The organism is Anaeroglomus insulsum, assembly GCF_050689095.1.
Classification (GTDB): domain Bacteria; phylum Planctomycetota; class Phycisphaerae; order Sedimentisphaerales; family Anaerohalosphaeraceae; genus Anaeroglomus; species Anaeroglomus insulsum.
In genome coordinates this window covers 125995-142612 of record NZ_JBOGCL010000005.1, presented here as the reverse complement: position 1 = coordinate 142612, position 16618 = coordinate 125995, and the positions used below count along the sequence as shown (strand labels likewise).

At 51.3% G+C, this 16618-nt stretch carries 16 protein-coding genes and 1 tRNA gene; 9 read left to right on the top strand and 8 right to left on the bottom strand.

Features of this window, described 5'->3' with window-relative positions; all coding sequences use genetic code 11:
• Positions 1–11 precede the first annotated feature (11 nt).
• Together ACQ9LF_RS06540 and ACQ9LF_RS06535 are read right to left on the bottom strand one after the other, a co-directional pair.
• Positions 12–848: an ABC transporter ATP-binding protein gene (locus tag ACQ9LF_RS06540; RefSeq protein WP_462488574.1), complete on the bottom strand. Its 837-nt coding sequence runs from the start codon at positions 846–848 to the stop codon at positions 12–14.
• A gap of 12 nt (positions 849–860) precedes the next feature.
• Positions 861–1670, bottom strand: a complete 810-nt coding sequence (locus ACQ9LF_RS06535) for an MlaE family ABC transporter permease (RefSeq protein WP_462488573.1) — start codon at positions 1668–1670, stop codon at positions 861–863.
• 415 nt (positions 1671–2085) lie between these two features.
• Between ACQ9LF_RS06535 and ACQ9LF_RS06530 the strand changes: the two genes are divergently transcribed.
• The 6 genes from ACQ9LF_RS06530 to ACQ9LF_RS06505 all read left to right on the top strand — a co-directional run bounded on the left by ACQ9LF_RS06530 (position 2086) and on the right by ACQ9LF_RS06505 (position 8942).
• On the top strand, positions 2086–2811 hold the full coding sequence (locus ACQ9LF_RS06530; RefSeq protein ID WP_462488572.1) for a cobalamin B12-binding domain-containing protein: 726 nt from the start codon (positions 2086–2088) through the stop codon (positions 2809–2811).
• A gap of 266 nt (positions 2812–3077) precedes the next feature.
• The gene (locus ACQ9LF_RS06525; protein ID WP_462488571.1) at positions 3078–3536 is read left to right on the top strand and encodes a PTS sugar transporter subunit IIA; all 459 of its coding nucleotides are present in this window, start codon (positions 3078–3080) and stop codon (positions 3534–3536) included.
• 241 nt (positions 3537–3777) lie between these two features.
• Positions 3778–5274 carry an RNA polymerase sigma factor gene (locus tag ACQ9LF_RS06520; protein WP_462488570.1) on the top strand — a complete coding sequence of 499 codons (1497 nt, stop codon included), beginning with the start codon at positions 3778–3780 and terminating at the stop codon, positions 5272–5274.
• On the top strand, positions 5258–6418 hold the full coding sequence (locus tag ACQ9LF_RS06515) for a cellulase family glycosylhydrolase (RefSeq protein WP_462488569.1): 1161 nt from the start codon (positions 5258–5260) through the stop codon (positions 6416–6418). The genes ACQ9LF_RS06520 and ACQ9LF_RS06515 overlap by 17 nt, the downstream gene beginning before the upstream one ends.
• A 147-nt stretch (positions 6419–6565) precedes the next feature.
• A complete protein-coding gene (locus tag ACQ9LF_RS06510) occupies positions 6566–7870 on the top strand; it encodes a carbohydrate-binding family 9-like protein (protein WP_462488568.1) in 1305 nt (434 codons plus the stop codon).
• Entirely contained in the window at positions 7851–8942 is a 1092-nt protein-coding gene (locus ACQ9LF_RS06505; RefSeq protein WP_462488567.1) for an AI-2E family transporter, read from the top strand. The genes ACQ9LF_RS06510 and ACQ9LF_RS06505 overlap by 20 nt, the downstream gene beginning before the upstream one ends.
• Positions 8943–9012: 70 nt before the next feature.
• Here ACQ9LF_RS06505 and rpmB read toward each other — a convergent pair whose 3' ends face one another.
• A complete protein-coding gene (gene rpmB, locus ACQ9LF_RS06500; protein WP_462488566.1) occupies positions 9013–9279 on the bottom strand; it encodes a 50S ribosomal protein L28 in 267 nt (88 codons plus the stop codon).
• A gap of 469 nt (positions 9280–9748) precedes the next feature.
• Between rpmB and ACQ9LF_RS06495 the strand changes: the two genes are divergently transcribed.
• Entirely contained in the window at positions 9749–10756 is a 1008-nt protein-coding gene (locus tag ACQ9LF_RS06495) for a DHH family phosphoesterase (RefSeq protein ID WP_462488565.1), read from the top strand.
• Between the two features lie 41 nt (positions 10757–10797).
• On the opposite strand, the gene ACQ9LF_RS06490 is transcribed toward ACQ9LF_RS06495, so the two are convergent.
• The 5 genes from ACQ9LF_RS06490 to ACQ9LF_RS06470 form a co-directional block, all read right to left on the bottom strand.
• Entirely contained in the window at positions 10798–11283 is a 486-nt protein-coding gene (locus ACQ9LF_RS06490) for a ribonuclease H-like domain-containing protein (protein ID WP_462488620.1), read from the bottom strand.
• Between the two features lie 11 nt (positions 11284–11294).
• Entirely contained in the window at positions 11295–12146 is an 852-nt protein-coding gene (gene folP / locus ACQ9LF_RS06485; RefSeq protein ID WP_462488564.1) for a dihydropteroate synthase, read from the bottom strand.
• Positions 12134–13291, bottom strand: coding sequence for a 4-phosphoerythronate dehydrogenase PdxB (pdxB, locus tag ACQ9LF_RS06480; RefSeq protein WP_462488563.1), 1158 nt, complete (start codon positions 13289–13291; stop codon positions 12134–12136). Before pdxB ends, folP begins: the two co-directional genes overlap by 13 nt.
• Before the next feature lie 136 nt (positions 13292–13427).
• Positions 13428–14516, bottom strand: a complete 1089-nt coding sequence (locus ACQ9LF_RS06475; protein ID WP_462488562.1) for a pyridoxal-phosphate-dependent aminotransferase family protein — start codon at positions 14514–14516, stop codon at positions 13428–13430.
• Positions 14517–14519: 3 nt separating this feature from the next.
• Positions 14520–15893, bottom strand: coding sequence for a DUF1015 domain-containing protein (locus ACQ9LF_RS06470; protein WP_462488561.1), 1374 nt, complete (start codon positions 15891–15893; stop codon positions 14520–14522).
• A gap of 201 nt (positions 15894–16094) precedes the next feature.
• Between ACQ9LF_RS06470 and ACQ9LF_RS06465 the strand changes: the two genes are divergently transcribed.
• Both ACQ9LF_RS06465 and ACQ9LF_RS06460 read left to right on the top strand, forming a co-directional pair.
• The gene (locus ACQ9LF_RS06465) at positions 16095–16364 is read left to right on the top strand and encodes a hypothetical protein (RefSeq protein WP_462488560.1); all 270 of its coding nucleotides are present in this window, start codon (positions 16095–16097) and stop codon (positions 16362–16364) included.
• Between the two features lie 147 nt (positions 16365–16511).
• Positions 16512–16598 (top strand) — tRNA-Ser (locus tag ACQ9LF_RS06460).
• Positions 16599–16618 lie beyond the last annotated feature (20 nt).

Below are 16618 nucleotides of genomic sequence, written 5' to 3'. Positions count from 1 at the left end.
GGCAGGGGGGGCTACTTGAAGTCTTCGGGCAGAAACTGGGGCTGGTATTTGGTGCCGCCCAGTTTGAGTGCTGCCAGATCGGCCTCACTGACCCGGCCTTCGATAAATTGCTGGACCAGATCGTTGGGGTGATTGCGAATATGGTTGGCATCACCGTCAGCGATGATTTTACCGTGATAGAACATGACAATGCGGTCAGCGATTTTGTAGGCACTTTTCATATCATGGGTCACCACGACGCTGGTAACCTTTAATTCACGCTTGAGTTTCAGGATCAGTTCATTGATGACATCCGAGGTGATCGGGTCCAGGCCGGTTGTGGGCTCATCATAGAGAATGACTTTGGGATCCAGTGCAATGGCTCGGGCTAATGAGACCCGTTTTTTTTGTCCGCCGGACAGACTGGCCGGATACTGATTCTGATAGCCGTCCATGCCGACCAGGGCCAGCTTATGCTTGACCAGGTCATCGAGGGCCTTGTAATCCGTGATTTTCCGATGCTGCTGGATAGGGAAAATAATATTTTCAAAGACGGTCAGGCTGTCAAACAGGGCGCCCATCTGAAAACAGAACCCGAATTGCGTCCGGATATCAGCCAGTTCCCGTGAGCGGAGGTTGTCGATACGCCTGCCGCGAAAGAAGACCTGACCTTCGGTTGGCCGTTCCAGAACAATCAGATGCTTCATGAAGACGGTTTTGCCGCAGCCGCTGGTGCCAATGATGACGGTGGTCTTGCCTTCTTCAATGGCCAGCGAGACATTGTCCAGCACGGTACGCTTGCCAAATACTTTAACCAGGTTTTTGGCGACCAGGATGCCATCTTCAGGATGAACGTCGGGACGGATCACGGCAGAATTCTCCTAAATCAGGGAACGCAGCGGCCAGAAGGTTTTGTATATGGCATCCAGCGTGACAGCAAACACATAATTCAGAGCCAGAATCGAGATAAAGCAACCGACAAACGCCTCGGTGCAGGCCTCGCCGACACCCTGAGCCCCTTCGCGGCAGGTGAACCCTTTGTAACAGCTGATCACGGCAATGGCGGCCCCGAAGAAAACCCCCTTGAGAATGCCTGTCCCGATATCCCAGAATTCAACCCCCCTGGCACTGAAATCCCAATAGGCACCGCTGTTGATTTTGAATTGGATGACGCTGACAAAATAGCCGCCCAGAATGCCCAGCAGGTCGGCATACACAATCAAGGCCGGCGTCAGCAGTAAACAGGACAAAACACGGGGTGCGACCAGGTATTTGACCGGATCTGTTCCCATGCTTTCCACTGCGGCAATCTGTTCGGTGACATTCATGGTGCCCAGCTCGGCCGTCAATGCGCCGCCAACCCGCCCAGCCAGCATCACTGCTGCCAGTACCGGCCCCAGCTCTTTGACGACGGCGATATTAATCAGCACCCCCAGACGTTCTTCCAATCCCATCGCGGCAAGCTGTCCATAGGCCTGAACCGCCAGAATCATCCCAACAAATGCCCCGGTGGCCATGACCACCGGCACACTTTTGACGCCGATGGTGTTCATCTGTGTCCAAATCAGAGGGTAGGTTTTAGGCTGAAACGCGGTAGTGAGCATACATTTGGAGGTGGCGAAAATAAACCGAGAGAATCTCCCCAGATTGTTGATGCTTTGTGTGCATTTGTCAAAAAATGATAAAATCATAAGGATTTTCACTCGCCGCAGTTAGTTAATTAATAAGATAGTATCGGCCTTTTTGGGTTCGTTTTTAATTTTTTCTGGAGAAGAGTGTAAGGAGTATGAGTTAAAATGGGTAAAAATAAAATTTTTACAAACAAAATTTCCGCCTATGGTTTCCTTCCTATCTTATTTTTATCAGACTTGAATTTTGTCGTATAGCGTTTAATTAGTGCCTAAGTTATTGATTTAAATAAAGATACATGTTTTTCTGGAAGTAATATCAAAAAACTTTGCATGTTCTCTATATGCCCCAAATTGACTAAAGAATTTTTTGTCGAGCTTCCGATAGTTACCCATAGCTTAAATGTTACCCATATTCACACAAAACAGTGAAAATGAGGCCAGAAAAGGTAAACAAGAAAAAGCTGAGAGGTAAACTATGGTCAAGGAATATGTTCTCGAACGGTATCTGAATTCACTTCTGGATGGCAACCGCATGGAATGTCGCTCGATCATTGAAGAAGTCCTGCAAACCGGCACACCAGCCAATCGTGTTTACGTTGATATTATCTGGCCGATTATGGTTGAAATTGACCGTCTGTATCGCCATGGTCAGATCGATTCCGCTCAGGAAGCCTTTGCCTCCCGTATCAATCGTACCATTGTTAATCAGTTACAAAACAAACTTCCTCGCAAATCCGGAAAAGCCAAAAAGGTTGTCGTTTGCTCTGCCAACAATGAAAAAGCTGAGCTGGGAGGGCAGATGATTGCGGATTTATTCGAAAGTGATGGCTGGGATGCGCGTTTTCTGGGTGGGACCGTTAGTAATGATGATGTGATGACCTTTATCCATTCCTTCAAACCCTCGATGCTTGTCATTTACGGTATTGACGGCAAAGATGCCCCCTCCGTGCGTCAGTTGATTGACACCATTCGTTCGGTCAATGCCTTCCCGGATATGCGAATTATGTTGTCTGGCGGTGTTTTCGGCAGGGCCGAAGGTCTGTGGGAAGAAATCGGTGCCGATCTGTATGCGGAGAATGCCACCGAGGCCATTACCCTGGCTAATGCCAATCCAGAGGCGATTCCTGCACCGGTTCGAACCATCAAACAGCGGTTGCGGGGGATGGAAAATCAGGGTGAACTTTTAGTAGAAACCCTCTGATTTATGCAGTATAATTATAATGCAGACAAGGCTGGAAATGATTCCAGCCTTTTTCAATATGACAGATGGATTGCCCAATCGAGCCTGATTAACACCGGAAATCCGATAGCCATGATCAGCAAGTTGGCCAAAGACAATAAGCGATAAGACTGGTCCGGATATGAAAAATTAACGATATTCTTATTGCATTCTGAATCGAGCAAAGCTATAAGAGTAGCTTTGTTTATAATGTAGAAAACAGGTGTTGGTTTAACAGGTAACAAAATATGATACTTACGCAAATTCTTCAGCCCAGTTGCATTTGCGCTCCGCTGAAAAGCAAAGACAAAGAATCGGTTATTGAAGAACTCGTCACCGTATTGGCTTCGGCAGGACAGGTCAAGGATGCCAATGCCGCACTGGAAGCAGTGATGGAACGCGAACAGACCCGCAGTACCGGTATTGGTTCAGGCATTGCGATTCCTCACGGCAAATGCAATGCCGTCAAGGAGTTGGTTATGGCAGTGGGCATTGCTGCTCAGCCGATCGATTTTGCCAGTATCGACAACAAGCCGGTTAATATCGTAGTGATGCTGATTTCCCCGCCGGACAAAACCGGTCCTCATATTCAGGCCCTTGCCCGCATCAGCCGGCTGCTGTTGGATGAGCAATTTAAGGCTAAGCTGGAAAAAGCGACTTCTCCAGAAGAGGCGTATCAGCTTATCAGTGCCAAGGAAACTGAATAAGTATAAAACGGAACCAATATGTCGTATATGTGCTGAAGAATTTACCAAACAAGAAGAGTGATTGGCTAAATCAAGAAAAGCAGGCTTTTAAGGTCTGCTTTTCTTTTTTATGCGCAGTAAGCCTTATTTAGTACTCCTTATATCTTATGCCATGGCGTGCAGATGGCTGGAAAAAAAGATGGTTCGAGTAGTATTATTTGCCGATACAAGATAAAATGGGTATCTGAAATGAGGCTATTTCATGATTGATGCGTTTTGGACACGATGGCGAGTACGCAGACTATGCAAAGCCGACCAGGCCCTTGCCGGTAGATGGCTGGATGATTACGCCGGATGGCTATATCGGCGTGCATGGTACTGTACCGGCCAAAATGAACCCCAAGCCCATCAGATTTTATCGCAAACCCTGGCTGCCGCCGCAGGGCAAATCGCCGACTATCCTGGCTCGTCAGTCTCTATGTCCGAATGGCTGCTGGGATTTTATTTGGCGACCGAAGGGGTCCAGAAGACAGATTTTTCATGGCTGCAGGATTCTGCTGTCCAGGCGATTGTGCGAACGATTACCACCCAATCCATCCCGGAGGATGCTAAAGCCCGAGAGAAATTGCTGCAGGCTTGTCAATGTGCTTTGGCCTTGTTGGGGCGGGATGATCAGGAGATTCTGATCAGCCGTTATCTGCGTATGGAAACTCCAGCCCAGATGGCTGCTGCTTATGGTTTGGATTCGTCCCAGATGCAGGAGCTTTTATATCGGGCCAGGCATGCCTTTCGCCGTACTCTCGAGTCGTTGACGGGGGCTGTCAGCAATGAAATAAACAGGGCTGCTCAGGACAGTATGGAAGTGCTTGAGGCCAATCTGGAGAATCTGTTCCAATCTCTCGGGACGGCCCCGAGGATCGATCCGGACCAGATGAATACAATTCGCGAGACTGTGCTTGAGATTCTTTCAAAAAACAGGCCGGGGTCGGTGTTTTTGCAGTTGTCGTGGAAAAAGCTTCTTATTGCCGTCTTCATTGCGGTGATGCTTCTCATTGGGGCTGTGTTCTGGCAGTCTGACGCTGAGAGCCAGGCCCCCAATCCGGAGCCGACTGGTGCAGCCGCACAAAAGACCACGTCTTCTGAAAACAAGAATGCACCTACGTCGGCTGAGATGGGGCAGCAGATGAAGCTGGCCTTTGAGCTGGGCGAGAATAAAGATGTTGAGGGGCTGATTCGGATCCTGCAAACAGGCTCTTATCCGGCTCAGCTTATTGCCGCCAGGTATCTGGGGCAGTGTGCCGATAAATCCGCCATCAATGCTCTGGACCAGGCCGCCCAGAAATGGTATGCCCACGAGACCAACGAAACCAACCCTTTTATCGAAGCAATCAAGGCCATCGAGAACCGAGCGAAGGTTCGACAGCGTCTGGAGGCCGAACTCGAAAAAATCAAAGCCCAGCAGACCAGGGAGAAATCGGCTGAGCAACAAGAAGACCCTTCAACACCCGAAACTGCAGAACCGAATCAGTCGGGTACGGAGCCGAATAAAGCGGAAGCTATCCCGGCTGTGACCGAGATTCCGATCCCGATATTCCAGCAGCCCGATCAGATTGTACCGGAAGACCTTACTCCGGTGCAGGCTATGCCGGCGACGGATCCCAATCGTGTGATTCCGCAGGAACAAGGGGACGATGCTGAGCCTGGCATCAGCCTGCCTGTGTCCGATCCCAATCGAATGAACGATGAACTGGTCCTGTAAAACCACACCTGTTGTAATCATCCAGGCTGTATTCGTAATTTTAGTTGCGATGGCAGGATGCATGACTGCCGGCCAATCCGGACGATTGGCTGTTTACTCCCCACGCTGTGATATGGCCTGGATTGGCCCCAGTCCAGAGGGATCGCATTTTATTGAAATGCCATCCGGCCGGCGATTTATCGTCTGGGGTGTCAATTATGACCACGATGATGAAGGACGGCTTTTGGAGGATTATTGGCAGCAATGGGATGTGGTTCAGGAGGATTTTCGTGAAATCAAATTGCTTGGAGCCAATGTTGTTCGCATTCATCTGCAGCTGGGCCAATTCATGCGTACTGCCCAGGAACCAAACCATGTTTCACTGGACTATCTTCAACGGCTTGTCCGGCTGGCCGAAGAGACCGGACTGTATCTGGATATCACCGGACTGGCCTGCTATCATAAAGCCAGGACACCGGCCTGGTATGATGCCCTGAATGAGTCCCGGCGGTGGGACGTGCAGGCCCGTTTCTGGCAGGCCGTTGCTGGCGTTTGTGCCCAAAGCCCGGCGATATTTTGTTACGACCTGATGAATGAACCCGTCCTGCCGGGCGCGGACAAAATAGAAACCGACTGGCTGTTGGGTGAGTTTGGCGGCAGTTATTTTGTCCAGCGGATATCCCTGGATCTTGCCGGCCGTTCGCGAGAGGAGGTGGCCAGGGCCTGGGTTGACACGTTGACGACGGCGATTCGCAGTCGGGATACCCGGCATATGATTACGGTAGGGGTGATTCCCTGGGCGATGGTCTTCCCTAAAGCCAAACCTATTTTCTATGCCGAGCAAGTCGGAGCGAATCTGGATTTTGTCAGTGTGCATGTGTATCCGGAAAAGGGCCAGATCGAAAAGGCCATTGAGGCGTTGAAGGTGTATCACATCGGCAAGCCGCTGGTTGTGGAAGAGATGTTCCCGCTTCAGTGCAGCATTGAGGAAATGGATGCTTTTGTCGAGGCTTCGCGGGAATTGGCCGATGGCTGGATAAGCTTCTACTGGGGCAGGACGATTGAACAGTACCGTAAAAAGCAAGATATCTCCGCGGCTATTGTCAGTGCGTGGCTGACCTACTTTAAGACCAAGTCCACCGAGATCCTGACAACGCAGCCATAACAGCATAGTTGGGTATTGCTTGACAAAACCAGACGGTACGATAAGCTGATGATGTGATGAGATGATAAAATCACTGTGTCTTGAGCTACGATAGAAGCTGTGAGCAGTGAAATGGATGGTTTAACAACAGATTCAAGGAAAGAATATATGATGCGTCGTTTTTTTCCCTTTGTGCCTTTTTTTGTAGGACTGTATCTGGTGGTCAGCCTCGGTTCGGCACAGGAGCCGGTTTTTAAGGAAAAAATCACCCCGCCGGAGGGTTTTGAGTGGGTTGACGGGCCAGCAAAGACTACTCCCAGTGTACCGGTATTTGTCAAAAGTGCCCGCCCGGCTGATACCGAAGAGCCCGTGCAGACGTTATCGGAGGCCGAAGGCCCGGACCCCAGACAGTTTACTCCGCCGCGGCATTATATCTGCATGCGGACCGAAAGACCGCTGGTGATTGATGGACGACTTGATGAACCAGCCTGGGCCAAGGCCTTGTGGTCGGAACCCTTTGCTGACATTCGCGGTTACCTGTCAACCCGTGTTCCGACGTACACCACCCGGATCAAGCTGCTCTGGGACGACCAATACCTCTACATTGCCGCCCGACTGGATGAGCCTCACGTCTGGGCGACTCTGAAAGAACGCAACAGTGTGATTTTCCATGACAATCATTTTGAGGTGTTCATTGATCCGGATGCCGATAGTCATGATTATCTTGAATTTCAAATCAATGCCCTCAATACGGTTTGGAATTTGTTTCTGAATAAACCTTATAAAAATGGCGGCATACCGATTATTCGCGAGATGGCGGGGCAAAAAACCGCTGTTTTTGTTCAGGGCACCCTGAATAATCCCACTGATACAGACGTCTGCTGGCAGGTTGAGCTGGCTTTTCCATTCGCGTCGATAAAAGACTTTGCCGGCAGGGCTTGTCCTCCCCGGGACGGCGATCAGTGGCGGATGAATTTTTCCCGGGTTCAATGGAGAGTGGAGATTGCCGAGGACCAATACCGCAGAATTCCGCCGTATGGTGATCCCGCTGCTCTGGGCAAGGAAGATAACTGGGTCTGGTCGCCGCAGGGGGTGGTGAATATGCATCGGCCGGAAACCTGGGGCTATGTGCAGTTTTCCAGCCTGCCTGCGGGCGGCGAAGTGGAATTTATTCCGGACCCGACCGAGTGGGCACGTTATGAGCTCCATCGGGTCTTGTATGCCCAGACCTGGCATCATCTGAATTTCGGAGGCTATGCGTTTTCACTCGAGCTGCTGGGCTTGGATTCAACGCCGCCGATGTTTGCTGACAAACCCATTCAAATCGAAGTGGGGCCGGAAACCTTTAAAGCCTCTGTTCAATTGCATCTGCCGGATATGTCCCGGCGTATTCTGAGTATTGATCAAGATGCAAAGATTGTATTGTCCGAAAACAATGAGCGAGACAAGAGCAATGAGTCAATTAGGCGATAAACATCAAACGATATCGACTGCGGCCTGGATTCCCCTGTGGCTTAAGGTGCTGCTGGGGATGGCGGCTTTTGTGGTTGTGGTGGCAGGAATGAAGGCGGCAGCAGGGCTTCTGGTGCCGTTTCTGCTGGCGATATTCCTGGCCATCATCAGTACCCCGGCCCTCATCTGGCTTCAGCATATCGGGATTCGCCCTGTATTTGCCATCATTATCATCACATTGATTTTATTGACGGCCGGAATCTTTGTCGGGGCGGTTCTGGCTCAATCCCTGCCGGCGTTTGCCAAATCGCTGCCGGAATATACCAACAAGCTTCAGGAGAATATTGATGTCTTTTGTGCCTGGCTGCAGGGTAAAGGGATTCATGTGGAAAACCGGCATATTTTGCAGTATTTCAAGCCGGATTCGGCGATAAAAATCTTTGGTGATTTGCTCAGTCAGCTCGGAAACTTGATGAAAAAAGGCTTTTTAATTTTTTTGACACTGGTATTTATCCTGCTGGAAGCGTCGATTTTTGAAGTGAAACTGCGGAGTGCTTTGCGAAATCCCGACCAGTCCCTGCAGCGGCTGGCGAAAATCACAAACGACGTCAAGATGTACCTGGCGGTCAAGACCGCCATTAGTCTGGTGACCGGAATTCTGCTGACGATCCTGCTGATGGCAGTGGGGGTGGATTATGCCGTCTTTTGGGGATTGCTGGCCTTTGTGCTGAATTTTGTGCCCAACATCGGTTCGATTTTGGCGGCGATTCCGCCTGTCCTTCTGGCTCTGATTCAATTACCCCTCGGCAGTGCCATTATCGTTGCCGCGGGCTATCTGGTTATCAACGTTTCATTGGGCAATTTCCTCGAACCTCGCCTGGTTGGGCAGCGGCTGGGATTGTCTACGCTGGTTGTGTTTTTGTCGTTGGTGTTCTGGGGCTGGGTGCTTGGGCCGGTGGGGATGCTGCTGTCGGTTCCATTGACCATGACGACCAAGATTGTGCTGCAGAGCAACGACGATACCCGCTGGATTGCGATTATGCTGGGCTCCGGTCCCTCCGTGCCAAAAAAGAAAAAAGCACACCATCCCTGATACCGTACAAAATAAAAAAGGCAAGACGTTTGGGTGTCTTGCCTTATTCATGATTCACAAAACGCTGAGCTTACTCAGCAGCTTGGGCAGCAGGTTTATAGTGCCGCTTGGGGGGCTTGACGACCAGGCCCATCTTGATTGCTTTGGCCGAGGCCCGGATGCGGGTCACTTTGCCATTGATGACGGCGCGGACAGTCTGCACATTAGCCTTGAATTTTCGTTTGGTGATGCCGGTAATCTTGCGACCGACACCGCCCAGATACTTGGCTTTACCGCGACGGGCAATGCTCCGCCCGAACGTTGTTTTTTTACCTGTAAATACGCATACTCTTGACATATCTGACTCCTGTTTTCGATTCAGCAGGGTATTGCTGGATTATCCGCACCTTTCTTTCTCAACGAAAGACCCATTACTATAGTGATTTAGATGATTTTTGCAAGAAATTTTGGAGAAATTTTTGGAAATTCCTGGTTTATCGCGTCGTGAGTAGGTTTGGATAGATTGTATGTTATTGTTAACAAAAGGCTTAGATCAATCAAGGTGAGGTCAGAGCAGACCCGTTTTGCCGGATTACGAGAGCAAGGACGTCCTCTGGAGGAGTGGGGTATGTTGGGGGCGGTTTGGCTGGTGGGGGGGGGATAGTGTAGCTATCGGTGATACAGTATATCTCTATATCCAGACATAGAATGCCCTATAATAATCAAGACCGTGACAGATGTCTTTTTTTGTGGGCGGTCAGGTTTTGGCTCTTGCATTCGGCAGGCCGATTCTATATATTTTATAATCTGTTTATTTGGATATACTTATGACGATTCGGAAAGAACAATATAAAAGCGCATTAACCTGCCTGATGGCAGCCAAACGTGTGTTGATTACGACCCATATCCGGCCGGATGGCGATGCCTGCGGCTGTGTGCGAGCGATGATGGAGGGCCTTAAAGCGGCAGGTAAAGAAGTCGAGGGACTTTTTTTGTCGCCTCTGGCCAGCTGGTATGAGTCGATGTTCGAGACACACGTTGCAGTTTTGAATAACGATATTAAAAAAGAGGAACTTGATAATTACTATCGCGATATTGACCTGATTGTGATAGTCGATACGAATAGTCTTGTACAGCTTCCAGGCCTTGAAGAATGGATCAAAAAATGCGGCAAAACCATACTGGTTATAGACCATCATGTAACCGGGGATGGTTTGGGGACGGTGGAGTTGGTTGATTCTTCGGCGTCGGCGGCAGGGGAAATTGTCTATGATTTCTTCAAGTCGGTTGGCTGGGCGATTACGCCTGTGGTGGCGGAGGCGATTTTTATCGCAATTTCAACGGACACCGGCTGGTTCAAATACGGCAATGCAGACTGCCGGATTTTTCATACTGCGGCGGAACTGATTGAGGCCGGGGTCCGACCCAATGATGTGTATCGCAAGATGTATCAGAGCTTTACGCCGGCACGGCTGAAGCTGATGACGCGGATGCTGGAGCATCTGGAACTGCATGATGGGGGTCGAATTGCCACCCAGTATATCCTTCGCAAGGATTTTGATGAGACAGGCTCGTCCGGGCCGGATACCGAAAATCTCATTGACGAATGCCAGCGTATCCAGACGGTGGAAGTAGCGACGCTGTTTGTGGAATTGGCTGATGGCCGATTCCGCTGTTCTCTGCGGAGTAAAGGGCGTGTGGATGTTCGGCAGATTGCTCAGAAATACGGCGGCGGAGGGCATACCCTGGCATCGGGTGTGAATCTGGAAGGTCCGCGAGAAAAGGCGATGGGAGCAATTCTGGCCGAGATTCGCCAGCAGCTTCAGACAGGATAATATACCCGTTAGCCAATCTGACGGAAATGGGGGATGGGGCCTTACTCAACACCGAGTTTGAGGCGGAGGGTTTGGAGATTGAGAACGTCTTCGCGGTTGTAGATCAGAAGTGTTTGGAGGGCGGCGAGGTCGTTGTTGTTGATATAGTCCCACCAGAGTTTGACGGCCATCCAGCCATTGATGCCTTTGGACTGGCGGGCGATTCCCAGTTTGTCTTCAACGGCTTTGAGGCCGCCTTTGAGCTTGTGTCTCCAGCAATCGTACATCAAATCCCGGTGCTTGAACTGCCGTTCGAGGTCCAGGCCCAGGCTGTGTTTGATGAAGGGCAGGTCAAAACGGCGGCCGTTGTAGGTGTACAGGATGTGAACGCCGGTCAGAATGTCGGACAGGGCAAGGTCAGTAATCTGCGGGCCGACGAGCTGGAAGGGGGTGATAATGCCTTCTTTTTCGACGGCGACGCCGATGACGGTCAGGGCGTGGTGAATGCGGCTGCTGCCGGTGGTCTCAATATCCAGATAGGCCCGAATGATGCTCATGCTCAGGCCCTGGCGATGGCACTGGCGACTTTGATGACATCAGCCATCGGGGCGACATCATGGACGCGGACGATGGAGATGCCTTTGGCGACAGCCAGTGCGACGGTGGCAGCGGTGCCAAAGAGGCGGTCGGCGGGGATATTTTTGCCCGTCAGATGGCCGATGAAGCGTTTGCGACTGGTGCCGACCAGCACTCTGTAGCCGGATGCGGTCAATGTGTCGAGGTGATTGAGCAGCGTCAGGTTGTGGTCGGTGGTCTTACCGAAGCCGATGCCGGGGTCGAGAATGATTCTTTCTTTCGGAATGCCGGCGTGCTCCGCAGCCGCAGCTCGCTCAAGCAGGTACTCATTGACCTCAGCAACGACGTCATTGTAGTGCGGATTGTGCTGCATGGTTGCGGGGGTGCCCTGGGCGTGCATGAGCACGACAGGGACTTGGCTGGCGGCGGCCAGGGCGGTCATCCGCGGATTGGCCAGGGCAGTGATATCGTTGATGATGGAAGCTCCCGAAGCCAGGGCGGCGGCAGCGACGTCGGGATTTGCGGTATCGATGCTGATGGGGGCGTCAGTCTTTTTTCGCAGGGCCTCGATGACGGGTATGGCACGGCGAATTTGCTCAGCGGGTGCGACGGGCTGGGAGCCGGGACGGGTGGATTCAGGACCGACATCAATGATGGCAGCACCGTCGGCAAGCATCTGAAGGCCATGGTCCACGGCTTTGTCTGTGGACAGAAATTGCCCGCCGTCGCTGAACGAATCAGGCGTGACGTTGAGTATCCCCATGATGAGGCAGCCAGAGGAAAAGTCCAGCCTCCCGCAGGGCCAGCGAAGAATGGATGGCATTATCCCTGACATATCTGAAAACCGATTCCGGCCAGTTTGCGGGCCAGTGAGCTGTGGATATCCGGCACAAAGACCTTGGTATTCTGGAATTCCCGACGTTCGGGATAGTTTTTGCGGAGCATGTCGAAGAACTCACCACGTTTGGCGGGTTCCTGCAACAGGATTTCGCGGGTGTTGAAATCGTCGCGATTGATGACATAAATCGACTGGACAACGTCGTGAATAATCTGTTCCTCGAATTGTTTAAGCTGCTCAGTGGTCAGGTGAATTTCCGGGACCTGCGGTTTTGGGAGAAAATCGGCGAGGGTGTGGGCGGTTTTGAGGTTGAAGAATTTGCACAGGGCCTCGTAAATCATCATCAGGCCGGCCACTTTGCCGTCGAAGGAATAGCCTGCAATGTGCGGGGTGGATAAATCGACGCGGGCCAGCAGGTCGCCGTCGATATGGGGTTCATTTTCCCAGACATCGAGCACAACCCCGCCGAGGCGTTTTTCATGCATGGCCTTTTTGAGGGCCTGGGTGTCCATGACGGCACCCCGGGAGGTATTCAGGAAGAAGGCTCCCTGTTTAAGCCGGGCGAAAAAGGCGGCATCGGCCAGGTGATATGTTTTATCCTGTCCTTCGCGGGTCAGCGGCGTGTGCAAAGTGACGAAATCGCAATGGAAGACCTCGTCAATGGGACGATATTGCGGATCGCCGGTCTGGCGGGCCAGCGGTGGGTCGTTCAGGACAGTGGTCATGCCCAGTGCCTGGCATTTTTTTGCGACACGGGAGCCGACATTGCCGACGCCGACGATGCCGATGGATTTGCCGGCCAGGCGGAATTTGTATTTTTTGCCCAGTGCCAGCAGGGCTGCGATAATATATTCGGCGACGCTATTGGCGTTGGAGCCGGGGGCGGAGGAAAACCCGATATGGTGCTCGTTGAGATAATCCCGGTCGATGTGTTCGAAGCCGATGGTGGCGGTGGCGACGAAGCGGACCCGGCTGCCGGCCAGCAGGTCGCGGTTGACCTGGGTGACACTGCGTACCAGCAGAGCATCGGCATCGGCAACCAGCTCGGGGGTGATTTTCCGCCCGGCACAGAGTTTGACTTCACCCAGATGGGCAAAACACGGTTCGACAAACGGAATATTCTGGTCGGCTACAATCTTCATCGTTTTTCTCGGAAACGGGGAATTTATCAGATTTTACCTGCGTAGTTTGTCCATTTTCTGCGGCTCTGTCAAGCAAGAAAAAAGGCCTTTGGACGATTTGCCAAAGGCCTTCGAAAGCCAATCGAATCGACGGAATTTATTTGATTTCTTCTTCAATCCAGCCGAGCACCTCTTTGAGGTCGTTCATGGTGATATCGCCCATGTGAGCAATGCGGAATGTCTTGTCTTTCAGGTCGCCATAGCCGTTGCTGATAATCACATTGTGCTTGGCCTGAAGGGCTTTGTTCAGAGCGGAGATATCGATATTGCGTGTGTTCTTGATGGTTGTCAGCGTGTTGGTGCAATATTTCTCGTCGCAGAACAGATCAAAATGCTTTTTGGCCCAGGCGCGGCAATAATCGGCCATTTCCTTGTGGCGTTTCCAGACATTTTCCATGCCTTCTTTCAGCAACCGTGAGGCTTGATAATGCACGGCTGCAATATGCGGAATGGACGGGGTGGTCGGCGTATTGTCTTTTTCGTTATTCTTGGCGAAATCGACAAAGTCAAAATAATACCCGCGTTCAGGCACGGTCTTGGCCTTTTCGACGGCCCGTTTGCTGACCGCAGCCACGGTGAATCCCGGCGGAATGGCAAAGGCCTTCTGGACGGAGGCGAAGGTTACATCCCAGCCGAGCTTGTCGAAATGAATCGGCATGCCGACCATGGCGCTGACCGAATCGACAAAGACCAGCACATTGGGGTATTTTTTCTTCATCATGTCGCTGATTTCATAGACGGGGTTGGCCAGGCCGGTGCTGGTTTCGGAATAAACCAGGGTGATGGCGGCATATTTGCCGGTGGCTAATTTTTCGTCAATGGCTTCGGGGGTATTCGGCTTGCCCCATTCGACCTTGAGCATATCCACGTTGCGCCCGCAGGACTTGGCGACACTGCCCCATTTGTCGCTGAAGGCACCGCAGCCGCAGGCCAGTACGGTTTCATCCTTGGCGACACAATTGCGAATGGCACCTTCCCAGATGCCTGAGGCAGAGGAGGTGACCAGAAAGACATGCTGTTCGGTAAACAATACCTGCTTGAGCATCGCAATGGTTTCATTGTGAAGCTGAGCGTATTCCTTGTTGCGGTGTCCCATGGTGGGACGAGCCAGTTGCTGAAGCACTTCCGGCAGCACGTGTACCGGGCCGGGGATAAATAATTTCGGCGGATTCTTCCAGTCAACCATGAGTTACTCCTTTCCAATACATTGTGTCAGAGGACGGTTATCGTACGGTTCCATCGGGGCGATGGGTAATCTGTGAATGGTGACGCCGGAAAAGACCTTGGGATAAAAGAAGGTCGATTTCTGGGGCATTTTTTCACCGGCGGCGGCCACGGCCTGAACCTGGTCAATCCGTGTGGGATTGACAAAAAATACGGCCTGACAGCGGCCGCTGTCGACTTTCTGTATCGACTGGTCGATGGCGTCGCCGATATCTTTGATGTATTCGATGTGACTTTCTTCGGCAAGCTGCTTGTCGCCGATGCCCAGATGCTTTTCGAGAATCAGCAGATGCAGGACATTGACATCCAGGCTGCGGGCAGCGTCGCTCATGGCCGGGGCGACTTTTTTCATCGCCGCAGTGTCTTTAAGGGTTACGGTGTAAAAGGCATGATTGGCAGCATAAATGCCAAAGATATTTTTGCCTTCGCTGCCGGCCTGAGTCATCCGGCTGAACATGGCCTGTCGGGCTTTGGCTTTGGATGTATCATCGGTGAAATCAAATTTGATGATGGGGTCAAACTCGCCTTTGAGCTCCGAGATCAGCTTGTCGATGGAGAAATGGGTCACATGGTTAATCAGGCGATGGGTCGGCTGAATGACAAGACCTTCGTTGTGCATGTTGACGAAGGTCATCATCAGGTACTGGGCATCCGGGTGGCCGGTCTGTTTCCAGTAGTTCAGGGCCGTTTCATAACGGTGATGACCGTCGGCGATGATTGTCTTGCGGGTCTGAATCATCGCCGCAAAGGTCTTGATCATATCCTGCTGGGCGATCATGTAGATGCGGTGGCGGACATTTTCAGTGTCGGTATGATCCAGCACCGGATTGCCGGCAGAGGCTTTCTGAATGATGGCCTCGGCGGTCTTTTGGGGATCATCGTACAGCATGAAAATCTGGCCAAACTGCGATGCAGTTGCCCGCGTCAGACGCAGGCGGTCGGCTTTGGGACCATCGAGCGTTTTTTCGTGCGGCTGGACTCCCTGGCCGAACGGTTCAATTTTGCCCAGAGCGATGATGCCGCTGCGGCGGTAGGTCTTGGGGCCAATCGCAAAATCCTGCACGTAGGCATAAATCGCCGGCTGCGGATCTTGTTTTAAGGCGCCATCAGCAATGGCTTTCTCCAGATACTCGCGGGCGCGGGTATATTGATTATTCGTCTGGGTGTCCGACGGCATAACTTTGCCGAGAATGGCCCGGACGATATTGTATGGATTGGCATCGTAAAGGGCCTGCTGGAGTTTGGAGTCAATGACGTCATACGGCGGGGCAATACATTGCCCTGCATTACCGGTTACTGATCCATCAAATCGGTACGCACAAAAAGGTTTAATTTCCATAATTTCTTAGCTAATGTAGTAGGTTTCGGGTTCGTATTGTTCCTTGTGGAACAATAAATGTGATTTCATTCACAATGTAGGAACTACTATAACAAAAAAATGGCAGTTTTCAATGGAAATGCTACAGGATTTTATGGGCATTTGACGATTTTGAAAAGATGTCTTCAACCATGACAACGTTGAAAATAAGGATAGGCAATAATGGCTCAACGCGAGTACACCAAATATCAGCAAAAAATAATATCCAATTATTACCAAAATCTGGATACGATGGCCCTTCAGCGACTGCAGGAACTGGTAACCGAATTGTTTTTGGCGGATACGGATAAAAAACGCCAGCGCCTCTGGGAACAGGCGGAAAAGGCGATAGGAAAACTGGACATTAAGCCGGCGGTTAAAAAGCATATTCTGGAGTCTCGGGATGTTCAGGTGCTGGCCAAAAATCTGAATGAATGGTTGACAAAAAAATAGTCTTTAAAAAATATGGAGTTTGTCTTTATGGGGGGCAGTGGTTGAAAGGGCCGATTTTGTGGCTTGATTTTATGAGCAAAATTGGTTTTTAGCCTTGAAGCGGGGCGGCTTTATGGTATTATTGCCCCGCTGAGTGTGACTTGCTCTGGAGAGGTGTCGGAGCGGCTGATCGAGCAGCCTTGGAAAGGCTGTGTAGGGTTTACTCTACCGTGGGTTCGAATCCCACCCTCTCCGGTTTTTTCTTTATCCGCCAA